The 14,333-nt window shown below is 72.0% G+C and carries 17 protein-coding genes and 1 pseudogene; 13 read left to right on the top strand and 5 right to left on the bottom strand.

Annotated features, from left to right (window positions below):
• Positions 1–291 (bottom strand): hypothetical protein, encoded by a 291-nt coding sequence (locus ABGB11_RS05675; protein ID WP_347629479.1) that lies wholly within the window; start codon positions 289–291, stop codon positions 1–3.
• A 72-nt stretch (positions 292–363) separates the two neighbouring features.
• Here ABGB11_RS05675 and ABGB11_RS05680 point away from each other — a divergent pair, with 72 nt between their 5' ends.
• Positions 364–975 carry a TetR/AcrR family transcriptional regulator gene (locus ABGB11_RS05680; RefSeq protein ID WP_347629481.1) on the top strand — a complete coding sequence of 204 codons (612 nt, stop codon included), beginning with the start codon at positions 364–366 and terminating at the stop codon, positions 973–975.
• A 7-nt stretch (positions 976–982) separates the two neighbouring features.
• Here the strand turns inward: ABGB11_RS05680 and ABGB11_RS05685 are convergent, their stop codons facing one another.
• Complete coding sequence (locus ABGB11_RS05685; RefSeq protein ID WP_347629483.1) at positions 983–1,714, bottom strand: PaaX family transcriptional regulator C-terminal domain-containing protein; 732 nt, start codon at positions 1,712–1,714, stop codon at positions 983–985.
• Positions 1,715–1,800: 86 nt separating this feature from the next.
• On the opposite strand from ABGB11_RS05685, the gene ABGB11_RS05690 reads away from it, so the two are divergent.
• The 4 genes from ABGB11_RS05690 (at position 1,801) to ABGB11_RS05705 (ending at position 6,790) form a co-directional block, all read left to right on the top strand.
• Positions 1,801–3,561 carry an acyl-CoA dehydrogenase family protein gene (locus tag ABGB11_RS05690; protein WP_347629485.1) on the top strand — a complete coding sequence of 587 codons (1,761 nt, stop codon included), beginning with the start codon at positions 1,801–1,803 and terminating at the stop codon, positions 3,559–3,561.
• A 15-nt stretch (positions 3,562–3,576) separates the two neighbouring features.
• Complete coding sequence (locus ABGB11_RS05695; RefSeq protein WP_347629661.1) at positions 3,577–4,353, top strand: crotonase/enoyl-CoA hydratase family protein; 777 nt, start codon at positions 3,577–3,579, stop codon at positions 4,351–4,353.
• A gap of 81 nt (positions 4,354–4,434) precedes the next feature.
• The gene (locus ABGB11_RS05700; RefSeq protein ID WP_347629487.1) at positions 4,435–5,685 is read left to right on the top strand and encodes a cytochrome P450; all 1,251 of its coding nucleotides are present in this window, start codon (positions 4,435–4,437) and stop codon (positions 5,683–5,685) included.
• A 10-nt stretch (positions 5,686–5,695) separates the two neighbouring features.
• Positions 5,696–6,790 carry an NAD(P)-dependent alcohol dehydrogenase gene (locus tag ABGB11_RS05705; protein ID WP_347629489.1) on the top strand — a complete coding sequence of 365 codons (1,095 nt, stop codon included), beginning with the start codon at positions 5,696–5,698 and terminating at the stop codon, positions 6,788–6,790.
• Here the strand turns inward: ABGB11_RS05705 and ABGB11_RS05710 are convergent.
• Positions 6,787–7,695 (bottom strand): 2-hydroxyacid dehydrogenase, encoded by a 909-nt coding sequence (locus tag ABGB11_RS05710; RefSeq protein ID WP_347629491.1) that lies wholly within the window; start codon positions 7,693–7,695, stop codon positions 6,787–6,789. The two genes, ABGB11_RS05705 and ABGB11_RS05710, sit on opposite strands and share 4 nt — an antisense overlap.
• A 189-nt stretch (positions 7,696–7,884) precedes the next feature.
• On the opposite strand from ABGB11_RS05710, the gene ABGB11_RS05715 reads away from it, so the two are divergent.
• Positions 7,885–8,625, top strand: a complete 741-nt coding sequence (locus tag ABGB11_RS05715; RefSeq protein ID WP_347629493.1) for a tRNA(His) guanylyltransferase Thg1 family protein — start codon at positions 7,885–7,887, stop codon at positions 8,623–8,625.
• Positions 8,626–8,630: 5 nt separating this feature from the next.
• Here ABGB11_RS05715 and ABGB11_RS05720 read toward each other — a convergent pair whose 3' ends face one another.
• Positions 8,631–8,759, bottom strand: coding sequence for a winged helix-turn-helix transcriptional regulator (locus ABGB11_RS05720; protein WP_347629495.1), 129 nt, complete (start codon positions 8,757–8,759; stop codon positions 8,631–8,633).
• Positions 8,760–8,779: 20 nt separating this feature from the next.
• On the opposite strand from ABGB11_RS05720, the pseudogene ABGB11_RS05725 reads away from it, so the two are divergent.
• From ABGB11_RS05725 to ABGB11_RS05750, 6 genes and pseudogenes are all read left to right on the top strand, one after another.
• Positions 8,780–9,091: pseudogene (locus tag ABGB11_RS05725) on the top strand (RNA polymerase subunit sigma-24); the annotation flags it as partial.
• Between the two features lie 141 nt (positions 9,092–9,232).
• Positions 9,233–9,922 (top strand): maleylpyruvate isomerase family mycothiol-dependent enzyme, encoded by a 690-nt coding sequence (locus ABGB11_RS05730; protein WP_347629497.1) that lies wholly within the window; start codon positions 9,233–9,235, stop codon positions 9,920–9,922.
• Between the two features lie 152 nt (positions 9,923–10,074).
• Positions 10,075–11,367: a glycosyl hydrolase family 18 protein gene (locus tag ABGB11_RS05735; protein WP_347629499.1), complete on the top strand. Its 1,293-nt coding sequence runs from the start codon at positions 10,075–10,077 to the stop codon at positions 11,365–11,367.
• 101 nt (positions 11,368–11,468) lie between these two features.
• On the top strand, positions 11,469–11,966 hold the full coding sequence (locus ABGB11_RS05740) for a MerR family transcriptional regulator (protein ID WP_347629501.1): 498 nt from the start codon (positions 11,469–11,471) through the stop codon (positions 11,964–11,966).
• Positions 11,848–12,162, top strand: coding sequence for a thioredoxin (gene trxA, locus ABGB11_RS05745; RefSeq protein WP_347629503.1), 315 nt, complete (start codon positions 11,848–11,850; stop codon positions 12,160–12,162). The genes ABGB11_RS05740 and trxA overlap by 119 nt, the downstream gene beginning before the upstream one ends.
• A gap of 71 nt (positions 12,163–12,233) precedes the next feature.
• Complete coding sequence (locus tag ABGB11_RS05750; protein ID WP_347629505.1) at positions 12,234–12,623, top strand: YccF domain-containing protein; 390 nt, start codon at positions 12,234–12,236, stop codon at positions 12,621–12,623.
• Between the two features lie 16 nt (positions 12,624–12,639).
• Here ABGB11_RS05750 and ABGB11_RS05755 read toward each other — a convergent pair whose 3' ends face one another.
• Positions 12,640–13,473 (bottom strand): phosphoribosylaminoimidazolesuccinocarboxamide synthase, encoded by an 834-nt coding sequence (locus ABGB11_RS05755; protein ID WP_347629507.1) that lies wholly within the window; start codon positions 13,471–13,473, stop codon positions 12,640–12,642.
• 467 nt (positions 13,474–13,940) lie between these two features.
• Here ABGB11_RS05755 and ABGB11_RS05760 point away from each other — a divergent pair, with 467 nt between their 5' ends.
• Entirely contained in the window at positions 13,941–14,300 is a 360-nt protein-coding gene (locus ABGB11_RS05760) for a DUF3140 domain-containing protein (RefSeq protein WP_347629509.1), read from the top strand.
• Positions 14,301–14,333 lie beyond the last annotated feature (33 nt).

Here is a 14,333-nt window from a genome sequence, read left to right on the forward strand (position 1 = left end):
TCATCGGAAGCCGTACGAGCCCACCTCGTCCAGCATGGTCAGCTCCGGCGGATCCTCGCAGAACTCGTCCAGGGCCGCGCGGTAGCGCTGGAAGGCCTCCAGCGGGCGCAGCACCTCGGGCCCGCTCATCTCCGCGAACGCCACGAACGTGACCTTGTCGTCGAGCTGGTAGGACGCGTAGCGCAGCCCCTCCGGCCGCACCCGGTCCAGCTCGGCGTAGACCTCGCGCAGCAGTTCCAGGCTGCGCTCCACATGCTCGGCCCCGACCTTGCTCCGGATCATCACGTGCATCGCGACCTCCTTTCAGACAACAGCCTGTATTCTGAAAGACAGACTGTCAACTCAATTCGGTATCCTGGCGGCATGGTGCGCAAGTACGAGCAGCGCCTCCGCGCGGAGGCCGCCCAGGAGACCCGCCGGCGCATCCTGGACGCCGTCCACGCGCGCCTGCGCGAGGCGCCGTCGGAGCCCGTCAGCATCGACCGGATAGCGCGGCTCGCACGCGTGGCGCGGCCGACCGTCTACCAGGTCTTCGGCTCGCGCGCCGGACTCTTCGAAGCGGTCGGCGCCGACCTCCTGGACCGCGGCGGCTTCCAGGACATGCTCCGCGCGTCCGCGCACCCCGACGCCCGCGAGGCCCTGCGCGGCGGCATCCGCGGTGTCGTCGCCATCTACGCGTCACAGCGCGACGTCCTCCGCGCCCTGCACTCGATGGCGATGCTGGACGCCGCCGCGGTCGGCGGCGCCGTCCAGAGGCTGGAGGCGCGCCGTGCCCGGGGCATGGAGCAGACGGCCCAGCGCCTGGCCGCCGCGAACGCCCTGCGCCCCGGCGTCACCGCCGCCGAAGCCACCGACGTCCTCTGCCTCCTGACGAGCTTCGACAGCTTCGACCACCTCCACACCGCCCGCTCCCGGCCGCCCGAAGAGGTCGCACGGATCCTCACCGAGACCGCCGAACGCACGCTCTGCTCCTGAGGCGGCGCTACGTGAGGACGTGGGTGGTGAGGAGCCGCTCGAAGTCCGTCTCGAACGCCTCGTACCGGGCGCGGAGTTCCGGGCCGGGCCAGCCCGCCGGGAGGAGGTCCGGCGGGAGCAGGGGATCGTTCAGGAGATGGCGCAGGATGGCGGCGGCGTAGGTGAAGCGCTCGGCGATCGTGGTCGCGCCGGCGAGGGCCGTGCTGAGGGCGCCGGCCTCGGCCGTCCAGGCGTCCAGGTCCCAGAGGGCGGCGGCCAGGGTCGCCGGGTCCTCTTCGGGGCGGCCGACGAGGAAGGTGCACTGGCGGACGACCGGGCCGGGCCGCGGCCGGGTCAGGTTGGCCGGGCGCAGCCAGGTGCCCTCGCGGAGTTCGGCGAGCCGGAGCGTCGACATGGCCTGGCGGAGCGCGGCGCGGTCGGCGGCGGGACGGCGCTCGGCGGTGATGACGGCGATCTCCCAGGTGCCGTCCCAGGGCCGGGTCGGGGGGAGGCGGGCCTCGTCCTGGCGGGCCTGGCGTTCGAGGAGCCGCTCGGTGAGGGCGTAGGTGCCGCCGGACTGGACGAGGTCGCCCGCGGTGACCATCCGGGAGAGCGCGACCCGGATCGTCCCCTCCGCGATGCCGAACAGCTCGCCGACGCGGACGAGGTACCGGGCGGGGAGCCGGGGCGGGTGAACGCCGAGCAGCGTGCTCAGGACGACGGACCGGGCGGTGAGCGGGCGGATCTCCAGGCTGTCCATGTCTGGTCAGGAGCCTATCGGCCCCGCGGGGCGGGGATGGGATTACGTTCTTCCTTCAGATGATAGAGAAGTGTAATGTCGTGAGCATGACCTCCTACCTGACCGAGTCGTTCGACCGGCTGCCGTTCGGGAGCGCGGAGAAGGCCCGCCGGTACGCGACGGAGCGCTACCAGGGCGCCGCGGGCCTCAACTGGTACGACTGCGACCCCACGCTGCGGTTCCTCATGCGGCGCCATCTGGGGGACGGCTTCGGCTGGGCGGAGCCGCGGCTCAGGGAGATGGGCGCGCTGATGGGCGGGCCGGTCGCCGCGTGGGCCGAGGAGACCGACCGGAACCCGCCGCGCCTGGAGAAGTACGACCGGTGGGGGCGGGACGTCAGCGAGGTCGTCATGCCGCCGTCGTTCGAGGCGGCGCGGCGGGAGATCGTGGCGACGTCGTTCACCCGGCCCGGCTTCGTCGCGGAGGCGAAGCGCGCCGGGGTCGACCCCGCGCCGATGGGCGTCGCCTGGAGCTACCTGCTGGACCAGGCCGACATCGGCATGGCGTGCGCGCTCGGCACGGGCGGCGACATGGTCGTGCGGCTGGCGGAGCTGTTCGCGCCCGAGGACGTCAAGGCGCGGGTGCGGGAGCTGTTCGCGGCCGGGGAGATGTCGGGAGAGGCCGCCCAGATGCTGACCGAGCGCTCCGGCGGCTCGGACCTCGGCGCCCTGGAGTCGACGGCCTCCCGGGACGGGGACGCCTGGCGCCTCAACGGGTTCAAGTGGTTCGCGTCCAACGCCAACGGCTCGGCGTTCGTGGTGCTGGCCAAGCCGGAAGGCGCCGTGGACGGCGTGCGGGGCATCGCACCCTTCCTCGTGCTCAGGGAACGGCGGGACGGGTCGCGCAACGGCGTCCGGATCCGGCGGCTCAAGGACAAGCTGGGCACGCGGTCGGTCGCGTCGGCGGAGATCGAGTTCACGGACGCGGAGGCGTTCCTGCTGGCCCCGGGGTCGAGCGCCGGCGAGGGCGGGGACGGCAAGGGCCTCGCCCGCATGATGGAGCTGACGAACGGCGCCAGGCTCGGCATCTCGATGATGGGGCTCGGCTGCGCGCGCAGGGCCCTCGTCGAGTCGCTCTGCTACGCGCGGGCACGGGAGGTGTTCGGCACCTCCCTCATCGAGCAGCCGCTCATGCGCAGGAAGCTCGCCGAGCTGATCGTGGAGACCGAGGCCGCTCAGGCCCTCGTCTTCGACGGATACCTCGGGCGGCCGCGGCTCAGGATCGGGGCGGCGCTCATCAAGCTGAGGGCGGCCAGGCTGGGGGTGACGGCCGCCAGCGACGCCATCGAGATCCACGGCGGGAACGGCTACATCGAGCAGTGGCCGGTCGCGCGCATCCTGCGCGACGCGCAGGTCAACCCGATCTGGGAGGGCGGCGACAACATCCTGTGCCTGGACGTCCGCCGCGCCATCGAGCGGCAGGACGCGCACGAGCCGTTCCTCGAAAGGCTGACCAGCGCCGTCCAGCAGGCACCGGCCGGGGACGATGCCACGGCCGGGTTGGTCAGCGAGCGCATCGGGCATCTCAGGGAGGCCATAGACAGGTGGCGCGGGCTCGACAGGACCGTCGCCGAGGCACGGCTCTACCCGCTCGCCCAGTACATGGCGGACGTGTACGCGGCGGCGCTGCTGCTCGAGCAGGCGGGCTGGGAACGCGCCGATTCGGGGGAAGACCGCAAGGCGCTGGTCGCGCGCCTCTACGCTCGGACCCATCTCGCCGACGCCGGCCCGCTGCGCGCGATCGACGCCCCCGCGGAGGACCTCGACCGCTTCAAGGACCTGGCGGACGGCGCGTTCATCGGCGTCTAGGAGGCCCTGTTGGCGGTGCCATCCGAACATGTGCGGATCGAGCGGGACGGTCCGGTCACGACGGTGGTCATGTCCCGTCCCGAGACCCGGAACGCCGTGGACGGGCCGGCGGCGCGCGAGCTCGCCGCCGCGTTCCGCGCGTTCGACGCCGACGAGGGCGCGAGCGTCGCCGTCCTGTGGGGCGAGGGCGGGACGTTCTGCTCCGGCGCCGACCTGACGTCCATCGGCACCGAGCGCAGCCCGCGCGTCGACCCGCCCCCGGCGGACGGCCCGCTCGGCTGCACGCGGATGCGCCTGTCGAAGCCGGTCATCGCGGCGGTCGCCGGCCACGCGGTCGCGGGCGGGCTGGAGCTGGCGCTCTGGTGTGATCTGCGCGTCGTGGAGGAGACGGCGACCTTCGGGGTGTACTGCCGCCGCTGGGGCGTCCCGCTCGTGGACGGCGGCACGTTCCGGCTGCCCCGCCTCATCGGCGCGAGCCGCGCGATGGACCTGATCCTCACCGGGCGCCCGGTGCCGGCGCGGGAGGCGTTCGAGATCGGCCTGGCGAACCGGCTCGTCCCGCCGGGGGAGGCGCGGGAGGCGGCCGAGGCCCTCGCGGCCGAGCTGGCGAGGTTCCCGCAGGCGTGCCTGCGCAACGACCGGGCCTCGGTCCTGGAGGCCGAGGGCCTTCCAGAGGACGAGGCGATCGCCGTCGAGCACCGGCACGGGACCGGGTCGCTGGAGGACGCCCTGCGCGGCGCCGCCCGGTTCGCCGGCGGGCACGGCCGGCACGGCGATTTCGCCGACATCTGATGCGCGCAGATCATTGACCGTGCAACTATCGGAATCGTAGGTTTCCCATGGGCGACCGCCGAGACCGAGGGAGCGAGAGCGATGACGCTGACGGTGGACGAGGCGGGCCGGGCGCTCGCCGACCCCAAGGCCTACGCCGACGACCGGCGGTTCCACGAGGCGCTGGCGCTGCTCCGCCGCGAGGCTCCCGTGCACTGGGTCGACGACGCGCCCGACTACACCCCGTTCTGGGCGATCACCCGGCACGCGGACGTCCTGGAGATCGAGCGCAACCACCAGGTCTTCCTCAACGAGCCCCGCCCGATTCTCGGCACCGCCGAGTTCGACGCGTTGAACCGGGAGCGGGCCGAGCAGGGCATCGCGCTGCGCACGCTCATCCACATGGACGACCCCGACCACCGGGTCATCCGCGCGATCGGCGCGGACTGGTTCCGGCCGCGCGCGATGCGGGCGCTGGAGCCGCGCGTCCGCGAGCTGGCGAAGCGGTACGTCGACCGGATGGTCGACCTCGGCGGCGAGTGCGACTTCGCGCGGGAGGTCGCCGTCCACTTCCCGCTGTACGTGATCCTGTCGCTGCTCGGCCTGCCCGAAAGCGACTTCGACCGCATGTTGAAGCTGACCCAGGAGCTCTTCGGCGGCGATGACGACGAGTTCCAGCGCGGGACGACCAACGAGGAGAAGCTGCAGGTCCTGCTCGACTTCTTCGCCTACTTCCAAGGGCTGACCGAGGCGCGCCGCAAGGACCCGACCGACGACCTCGCCTCCGCCATCGCCAACGCCCGCGTCGACGGCGAGCCGCTGAACGACTTCGACACCGCGTCCTACTACGTCATCATCGCCACGGCCGGGCACGACACGACCAGCGCGACGATCGCCGGCGGCCTGCACGCCCTGATCGAGCACCCCGACCAGCTCGACCGGCTCCGCGAGAAGCCCGAGCTGATGCCGCTGGCCGTGGACGAGATGATCCGCTGGGTCACGCCGGTCAAGGAGTTCATGCGCACGGCGAACGAGGACTACGAGCTGCGCGGCACCACGATCCGCAAGGGCGAGGCGGTGCTGCTCTCCTACCCGTCCGCGAACCGGGACGAGGACGTCTTCGACGACCCGTTCCGCTTCGACGTCGGGCGCGACCCGAACAAGCACCTGGCGTTCGGGTTCGGCGTCCACTACTGCCTGGGCGCCGCGCTGGCCCGCATCGAGGTCCGCGCCTTCTTCGAGGAGCTGCTGCCCCGGCTGGACGCGATCGAGCTCGCCGGGACGCCGGAGAGCATCGCCACCACGTTCGTCGGCGGCCTCAAGCGCCTTCCCGTCCGCTACTTCATCGCCTGAAGGAGCCCGGGTGCAGGTCGACGCAGCGGTGCTCCGCGCCGCGGACGCCCCCTACTCGATCGAGCCGCTCGACCTGGCCGACCCGGGCCCCGGCGAGATCCTCGTGAAGATCGCGGGGGCCGGGATGTGCCACACCGACCTGCTCGGCCGCGTCCCGGGGGACCTGGTCGCCAAGCCGGTCGTCCTCGGCCACGAGGGCTCCGGCACGGTCGAGGCGGTCGGGCCGGGCGTCACCGGGGTCGCCGAGGGCGACCACGTGGTCATGTCGTTCGACTCGTGCGGGACGTGCGAGAGCTGCCGCGCCGCCCTCCCCGGCGCCTGCCCGCGGATGACCGAGCTCAACATGCTCGCGATGCCGCCGGACGGGACGCCCCGCGCCACCGGGCCCGGCGGCGAGCCCGTCCACACCCGCTGGTTCGGGCAGTCGTCGTTCGCGAGCCACGCGCTCGGGACCGTCCGCAACGTCGTGCCGGTCCGCCGGGACGTGCCGCTGGACGTGCTCGGGCCGCTCGGCTGCGGCGTCCAGACCGGGGCCGCGTCCGTGCTGGTCTCGCTCGGCGTCCGCGCCGGCGAGGACATCGCGGTGTTCGGCGCGGGCGCCGTCGGGCTGGCCGCCGTGATGGCCGCCCGCGTCGCGGGCGCCACCACGATCATCGCGGTCGACTTGCACGAGTCACGGCTCGACCTGGCCCGCGAGCTGGGCGCCACCCACGTCCTCAACGGGGCCGACGACGACATCGCCGGGCGGATCCGGGCGATCTCCGGCGGCGAGGGCGTGCGGTACTCCTTCGACACCACCGCCGTGCCCGAGGTCGTCTCGGCGGCGGTCGCGTCGCTGCGCACCTCCGGCGTCTGCGGCCTCGTCGGCGTCGGCGCCGCCGAGTACCGGCTGGACGCGAACCTGCTGCTCATGGGCCGGACGGTCAAGGGCATCATCGAGGGCGACGCCGTCCCGCACACCTTCATCCCGAAGATGATCGAGCTGTGGCGGCAGGACCGGTTCCCGTTCGACCGGCTCGTCACGTCCTACCCGCTCGACCAGATCAACCAGGCGGAGGCGGACGCGACGTCCGGCAAGGTCGTCAAGCCCGTACTGATCCCCTAGACCACGCGGTGGAGGAGGTCGTCGCCTCGCGCGAGGCGGCGGCAGTTCTCCGCGGCGACCGTGAAGTACCGGTCCCACGTCTCGCCGGTCAGCCACGCCACGTGCGGCAGGACGACGACGTTGTCGAGGGCGAGCAGCGGGTTCCCGGCGTCGACCGGCTCCTTCTCGAAGACGTCCAGCCCGGCGCCGCCGAGATGCCCCGACTCCAGCGCCGCCACCAGCGCCGGCTCGTCGATCACCGCGCCGCGCGCCGTGTTCACCACGATCGCGCCCTCCGGCAGCAGCGCGAGCCGTCCGGCGTTCAGGAGGTGGTGCGTCTCGTCCGTGAGCGGGATGTGCACGGACACGATGTCGCTGGCGCGCAGCAGCTCGTCCAGCTCGCGCCAGGCCGGGTCGCCCGGACGCCGCGTCCGCGACGTGTAGACGACGTTCGCCCCGACGGCCTCCAGCATGCCGCGCAGCAGCGTCGCGATCTCGCCGCCGCCGAGGAGGCCGACCGTCCGCCCGGCCAGCTCGCCGCCCACCAGGGACCGGTCGGCGGGCCAGCCCTCACCGCGCCGCGTCCGCGCGTCGAACGCGACGACCCGCCGCAGCGTCGCCAGCATCAGCAGCAGCGACGTCTCCGCCACGGCCTGCGCGTTCCGGCCGGGCATGTTCGCGACCGCGATCCCGCGCTCGCGCGCCGCGTCGAGGTCGATCGTGTTGACGCCGGTGCCGAGCTTCTGGATCAGCTTCAGCTTCGGCGCCCGGTCCATGTCGGCGGCCCCGAGCGGGCGCAGCACGTGCCAGATCACCTCGGCGTCCGGCAGCAGCTCCGCGAAGCGCTCCTCGTCCTGTTCCGAACAGGACACGATGTCGAGGCCGGGCTCCTCGTGATCCATGTCGTAGTGCAGCAGCACCCGCATCCTGGTGACCCCTTTCGTCCGTCCATGGAACCCCGCCGCGCGGGCCGGGTGTTCCCGGGGGACCATCGTGCCGATCATGTGGAGGCCGGGCGCCACCGCCCCGGGACGGCCGGCGGAAAATCGCGTGCCGGACGGTGGCCCGTGTGGCACGCTCAAGCGCCTCCGCCGCCGTCGACGAGGAGACCCCCGATGAACGAGCTCGAGGAACGGATGCGCGCCCGCGAGTACTTCCACTCGCTGACCCTGCTCCCCGGCACCTGGGCGATCGTTCGCGTGGACGGCCGCTCCTTCTCGCGCTTCACCGAGGCCCGCTTCGACAAGCCCTTCGACCCGCGCTTCTCCGCGCTGATGGAGGAGACCGCGACGGCTCTCCTCACCGAGCTGGGCGGGCGCTACGCCTACACCGAGAGCGACGAGATCTCCGTCGTCCTCGACCCGGCCTTCGACCTGTTCGGCCGCGAGGTGGAGAAGCTCGTCTCGCTGTCGGCGGGCATCGCGACGGCCGCCTTCACCCATGCCGCCGGTGAACCGGCCGTCTTCGACGGACGCGTCTGGATGGGCACCGGCCTCGACGACGTCGTCGACTACCTCACCTGGCGCCAGGACGACGCGGCCCGCTGCGCCCTCAACGGCTGGTGCTACTGGACCTTGCGCCACGAGGGCCTCTCCCCGCGGCAGGCGACCCGGGAGCTGGACCGCACGTCGGTCTCCGCCAAGAACGAGCTGCTGTTCGCGCGGGACATCAACTTCAACGAGGTCCCCGCCTGGCAGCGGCGCGGCGTGGGGCTGTGGTGGGAGACGTACGAGAAGAAGGGCCACGACCCGATCCGCAACGTGGACGTGACCGCCACCCGCCGCCGCGTCCATGTCGAGCGCGACCTTCCCATGAAGGACGCCCACCGGGACCTCGCCCGCACCATCCTGGAATGACCGCCCTACCCGGCCTGCGCTTCGGCGCCCCAGTCCCAGAGGGCTTGGAGCACCGGGCCCAGACGCCGGCCCCGCGGAGTCAGCGTGTATCGGGTCCGGGGCGGCCAGCCCGGCTGCCTGCGCCGTTCGAGCACGCCCGCCTGGAGAAGACGCGACGGACTGGGAGCGGATCGTCCTCATCTACGGGGCGCTCGGCCGCCTGGCGCCCTCGCCCGTGGTCGACCTGAACCGGGCGGTCGCGGTCTCGATGGCCCACGGACCGGCCGCGGCCCTCCCCATCGTGGACGCCCTGGTCACCGCCGAGGCGCTGCCGAACTCGCACCTGCTGCCCGGCGTCCGCGGCGAACTCCTCACCCGCCTCGGCCGCACGGACGAGGCGCGCACCGAACTGCGGCGCGCCATCGACCTGTGCACCAACGACCGCGAGCGCACGGTCCTGCGCCGCAAGCTCGCCGCCCTCGGCTGAACGGCGAACGCCAGGGGTCCTTGAACCAAAAACAATCTTGTGACCAGCGGGAACAGGCGATGGTGGCGATGAGTTCTGGTCGTTCATGGAGTCGGTTCTCCGACACCATCTCGATGTCGGACCGGCGAGGGAGTGAACCGGATGGCCGCCGAAGTGCGGAGAGAGCAAGCACCCCAGCGGGACATGGTCGCGCTGGGCGAGGACCAGATCGAGGACGCGGTGAAGGCTGAGCGGCGGCGGCTCTCCGACTTTCTCGAAGACCTCGACGAGGCCGAGTGGGGCGTGCGGTCGCTGTGCGCCTCCTGGACGGTGCGGGAGGTCGTCGCCCACCTGACGCTCAGCACGCGCGCCACGTTCGGATCGGTGATCCTGCCCGCGATCAAGGCGCGCGGCGACCTCGACCGGATGGCCGCGATGATGGCCCACGACCGGGCGGTGAGGTACACGCCGGACGAGCTGGTGCGGCAGCTGCGCGAGAGCGCCGAGTCGTCCCGGCGGATGCCCGGCAGCTCCCCCATGGACCCGCTGATGGACCTGCTCGTGCACGGGCAGGACATCGCCCGCCCGCTGGAGCGGCACCATCCGGTGCCGATCGCGCTCGCGGTGCCGGCCCTGGCCTACGTCGCCGCCAGCCGGTTCCACGGCGGCAGCGGGCGGGTGGCCGGCCTGACGCTCGTGGCGACCGACGCGGACTGGTGGTCCGGCCTCGGGCCGCAGGTGCGGGGGAACGCCGAGGACCTGCTGCTCGCGGTCTCCGGCCGGCCGGCGGGGCTCGCGGGGCTGACGGGTCCCGGGGCCGGGCTGCTGGCTGCACGCCTGGGCGGAGGCTGAGCGCTTCCCGGTTCGGTTCCGTCCGGTTAGTCTGCTTGTGGCGTCCATGCCGGTTGTTCGTGCCTTGCGCCTGGGAGGGTCCCGTCCGCGGGATCCGTACGGCTCTTGCACCGGCTCCTCTGTGTCCCCCGCTCAGCTGAGGAGTCGTCCCCATGAAATCCCCCCGCAAGCGATGGCCCGCGCTGGTCGCCGCGCTGGCCTCGGCCCTCGTCGCGGCCGCCGTGTCGCTGGTCGCGCTGTCCGTCCCGTCGTCCGCCCGGCCCGTCCCCCTGATCGCCTGCACGTATCCCGCGTGGGCGGAGGGGGCCTCGTACAAGGTCGGCGACAAGGTCGTCCACGATGGTCGCGGGTACGAGGCGATCGTCGCGCACACCGCCCACCCGGGTGCCGGCTGGAATCCGGCGTCCACACCGACGCTCTGGCGCGGGCTGGGCGCCTGCGACGGAACGACGCCGCCCACGACGCCGCCCACGACGCCGGCCGAGGACGAGGTCTGCGCCGTGAAGCCGAAGCCCGCCGGGAAGGTGCTGCAGGGCTACTGGGAGAACTGGGACGGCGCGTCCAACGGCGTCCACCCGCCGTTCGGCTGGACGCCGATCGGTGATCCCGCCATCAGGCAGCACGGCTACAACGTGATCAACGCGGCGTTCCCCGTCATCCGGTCGGACGGCACCGTCCTGTGGGAGGACGGCATGGACGCCACGGTCAAGGTCGCGACACCCGCCGAGATGTGCGCGGCGAAGGCGGCGGGGGCCACCATCCTGATGTCGATCGGCGGCGCGACCGCGGGCATCGACCTCGGTTCCAGCGCCGTCGCGGACCGGTTCGTCGAGACGGTCGTGCCGATCCTGAAGCGGTACAACTTCGACGGGATCGACATCGACATCGAGACGGGCCTGACGGGCAGCGGGAACATCGGCCGGCTGTCGGCGTCGCAGGCCAACCTGATCCGCATCATCGACGGAGTGCTCGCTCGAATGCCGTCCGGTTTCGGGCTCACCATGGCTCCGGAGACGGCGTACGTGACCGGCGGCAGCGTCACCTACGGCTCCATCTGGGGCGCCTACCTGCCGATCATCAAGAAATACGCGGACAACGGCCGGCTCTGGTGGCTCAACATGCAGTACTACAACGGCAGCATGTACGGCTGCTCCGGCGACTCCTACTCCGCCGGAACGGTCGAGGGATTCGTCAAGCAGACCGAATGCCTGAACAACGGCCTGACCATTCAGGGGACCACGATCCGGGTGCCCTACGACAAGCAGGTGCCGGGCCTTCCCGCACAGCAGGGCGCCGGCGGCGGATACATGTCGCCGAGCCTCGTGGGCCAGGCCTGGAACCATTTCAACGGGCAGCTGAACGGCCTGATGACCTGGTCCATCAATTGGGACGGGTCGAGGGGCTGGACGTTCGGCGACAACGTCCGAGGTCTCCAGGGACGTTGATCGCGCGCCGCGGGGCGGGCGCCCGGCCCGCCCCGCGGCTTGACCTTGACGCCGGTGTCAGGGGTTACCGTCGTCACCGGCCATGAAGGCGAGGAGGGCCGATGCTGATCGGGGAACTGGCCGCGCGGGCGGGCGTCAGCACCCGCACGCTGCGCTACTACGAGCAGCAGGGGCTGCTGCCGGCGCGGCGCGCGGCCAACGGCTACCGGGAGTACGAGGAGTCCGACGTCCGGCTGGTCGCGGAGATCCGCGGGCTGCTGGCGTCCGGGTTCTCGCTGGACGACACCCGCCCGTTCGTGGACTGCCTGCGCGCCGGGCACGCCGACGGCGCGTCCTGCCCCGAATCGGTCGCGGTCTACCAGCGCAAGCTCGCGGAGATCGATGCCGAGATCCGCACCCTCATCCGCCGCCGCGCCGACATGGCCGGCCAGCTCGAGCGGGCCTGCCCGGGCTGCGCGCTGACTCCCGAGGAGGAGACGAATGATCACGCTGACGGCCGAGAACTTCGACGAGCAGGTGCTCCGCGCCGGCAAGCCGGTACTGGTCGAATTCTGGGCGGACTGGTGCCCTCCCTGCAAAATGATCGCGCCGATCCTTGAGCAGATCGAGGCCGAGCACGGCGACCGCCTGACGATCGCCAAGCTCAACGGCGACGATCACCCGCAGATCGTGTCCCGGTACGGCGTCATGGGCTTTCCCACGATGAACCTGTTCCGCGACGGCGAGGTGGTCCGGCAGATCGTCGGCGCCAAGCCGAAGCGCGCCCTTCTCGCCGATCTGGACGGCCACTTCTGAGCCGAGGGAACGCAATCCTCTGATCCGTCGTCCTATTGACTGAACGTGACGACCGGTATCTGGAGGGTTTAGTGCGAACGTTGTTGAATGTCGTGTGGCTGGTGCTCGCGGGGTTCTGGATGGCCCTGGGCTACGTGGTGGCCGGGATCATCTGCTGCGTTCTCATCGTCACGATCCCGTTCGGCGTCGCCGCGTTCCGCATCGCGGCGTTCACGCTGTGGCCGTTCGGCAGGACGGCCGTCCCGAAACGGAGCGCGGGCCTCGGTTCGATGCTGGGGAACATCATCTGGATCATCGTCGCCGGCTGGTGGCTCGCGCTCGGGCACCTGGTCACGGGCGTCCTGCTGTGCATCTCGATCATCGGCATCCCGTTCGGCATCGCCAACTTCAAGCTGATCCCGATCTCGCTCACCCCGCTCGGCCACGAGGTCGTCCGGTCGGACGGCCGCTCCGGCTTCTGACCGAGGTCCCGCTCCGTCAGGACGTCCAGGCCTGACCGGTGAGGCGTTCGTAGACCTCGATGTAGCGGGCCCGGGTGGCCTCGACGACGTCGTCGGGGATGGCCGGGCCCGGCGGCGTGCGGTCCCAGTCGAGGGTGCTGCTCCAGTCCCGGACGTACTGCTTGTCGAGCGAGTGCTGCGGACGGCCCGGACGCCACTGGTCGGCCGGCCAGAAGCGGGACGAGTCGGGCGTGAGCACCTCGTCGGCGAGGACGAGGGCGCCGTCCGGGGCGCGGCCGAATTCCAGCTTGGTGTCGGCGATGATGATGCCGCGCTCGGCGGCCAAGGCCGCGCCGCGCCGGTAGATCTCCAGCGTGACGTCCCTGAGCCGGGCGGCCGTGCCGGCGCCGATCTCGCGGACGACGTCGTCGTAGGTGATGAACTCGTCGTGGCCCTCGGTGGCCTTGGTGGTCGGGGTGAAGATCGGCTCGGGCAGCCGGGACGCCTCGACCAGGCCGTCCGGCAGGGAGATGCCGGAGACCGCGCCGGACTTCCCGTACTCCTTGAGGCCCAGGCCGGTGAGGTAGCCGCGGGCGATCCACTCCACGGGGAGCATGTCGAGCCGCCGGCAGCGGATGGCGCGCCCTGCCCACTCGTCCGGCACGTCGGTCGCGGACACGATGTGGTTCGGGACGATGTCGGCGAGCCGCTCGAACCACCAGAGGGACAGCTGCGTGAGGATCTTGCCCTTGTCGGGGACCGGTGTCGGCAGCACGACGTCGTAGACGCTCACCCGGTCGGACGCGACGAGGACCAGCTCGTCGCCGTCCGCGTAGACGTCCCTGACCTTGCCCGAGTGGACCAGCTCCATGAGGCTCCCTATCTCGCACTCCCGCCGGACAGGAGTTTCGCACAGGGCGTCCCGCCCGCCCGCGGCGGCACCTCACTCCTCGATGTGCACCCGGACGCCGCCGAGCGACGCGTCCGCCGCGTCCAGCGGCTTCCCGCGCTCGTGGCAGGCGGCGGCGATCGCGGCGAGGTCGGCGCACGTCCCGCCCGACCAGCAGCTTCTCGCCGGGACCCGCCACCGACAGCATCGCGCTCCTGACCGAGAGGGAGCTGCCGCAGGTGGAGAAGAAGGTCCGCTCGGCGTGGACGGCGTCCGCCATGAGCTCCTGTGGCGCGTTGGAGCACCCCGTTGCCCGACTCGCGGTCGTCCAGGCCGGAGATCGCGAGGACGTCCGACCGGAACACCGCGTCGTGGGGGTGCCTCCGTAACGCGAATGGGCGCGTGGCCATCGGGTAGGGCGGGCGTGAACGGCCGACAGGGAGTGAGGGATGAACGATCGAGTACCGGCCGAGGCGGAGCTGGCCTGGGAGGACTTCCACCGGCTCGTCAACATGACGTCCGACGAGCTGCGCGTGTGGCTGCTCACGGACGCCTCCGGCGAGGAGGCCTTCCCGGCGGACGGCGCGGGCCCGGGGGTGTCGGAACTCGGCGCCCGCGTGGTCGACGTGCTGCGCAAGCGGAAGGTCGACCTCACCGAGAACGACGCGGAGGTCATGCAGGAGGTCGTCGCCTTCGTCGAAGACCGCCTGGAGAACCGCCCGCCGAACGCGGAACGGGACGAGGAGTGGCGGCACGCGCTGATGAGCGTGGGCCACGACCCGCTGCGTCCCGAACCGTTCAGCGCTTAGGAGGCGAACACCCCTGAACGACGTGGAGGCCGC

This window comes from Actinomadura sp. B10D3 (assembly GCF_039871695.1).
In the GTDB taxonomy this organism is placed as follows: Bacteria; Actinomycetota; Actinomycetes; order Streptosporangiales; family Streptosporangiaceae; genus Spirillospora; species Spirillospora madurae.

What these genes read in the sequence shown, in the direction of transcription:
- ABGB11_RS05675 (WP_347629479.1), bottom strand. Translation starts at nt 291, where the DNA reads ATGCACGTGATGATCCGGAGCAAGGTCGGGGCCGAGCATGTGGAGCGC.
- ABGB11_RS05680 (WP_347629481.1), top strand. Translation starts at nt 364, where the DNA reads ATGGTGCGCAAGTACGAGCAGCGCCTCCGCGCGGAGGCCGCCCAGGAG.
- ABGB11_RS05685 (WP_347629483.1), bottom strand. Translation starts at nt 1,714, where the DNA reads ATGGACAGCCTGGAGATCCGCCCGCTCACCGCCCGGTCCGTCGTCCTG.
- ABGB11_RS05690 (WP_347629485.1), top strand. Translation starts at nt 1,801, where the DNA reads ATGACCTCCTACCTGACCGAGTCGTTCGACCGGCTGCCGTTCGGGAGC.
- ABGB11_RS05700 (WP_347629487.1), top strand. Translation starts at nt 4,435, where the DNA reads ATGACGCTGACGGTGGACGAGGCGGGCCGGGCGCTCGCCGACCCCAAG.
- ABGB11_RS05710 (WP_347629491.1), bottom strand. Translation starts at nt 7,695, where the DNA reads ATGCGGGTGCTGCTGCACTACGACATGGATCACGAGGAGCCCGGCCTC.
- ABGB11_RS05715 (WP_347629493.1), top strand. Translation starts at nt 7,885, where the DNA reads ATGAACGAGCTCGAGGAACGGATGCGCGCCCGCGAGTACTTCCACTCG.
- ABGB11_RS05730 (WP_347629497.1), top strand. Translation starts at nt 9,233, where the DNA reads ATGGCCGCCGAAGTGCGGAGAGAGCAAGCACCCCAGCGGGACATGGTC.
- ABGB11_RS05735 (WP_347629499.1), top strand. Translation starts at nt 10,075, where the DNA reads ATGAAATCCCCCCGCAAGCGATGGCCCGCGCTGGTCGCCGCGCTGGCC.
- ABGB11_RS05740 (WP_347629501.1), top strand. Translation starts at nt 11,469, where the DNA reads ATGCTGATCGGGGAACTGGCCGCGCGGGCGGGCGTCAGCACCCGCACG.
- trxA (WP_347629503.1), top strand. Translation starts at nt 11,848, where the DNA reads ATGATCACGCTGACGGCCGAGAACTTCGACGAGCAGGTGCTCCGCGCC.
- ABGB11_RS05755 (WP_347629507.1), bottom strand. Translation starts at nt 13,473, where the DNA reads ATGGAGCTGGTCCACTCGGGCAAGGTCAGGGACGTCTACGCGGACGGC.
- ABGB11_RS05760 (WP_347629509.1), top strand. Translation starts at nt 13,941, where the DNA reads ATGAACGATCGAGTACCGGCCGAGGCGGAGCTGGCCTGGGAGGACTTC.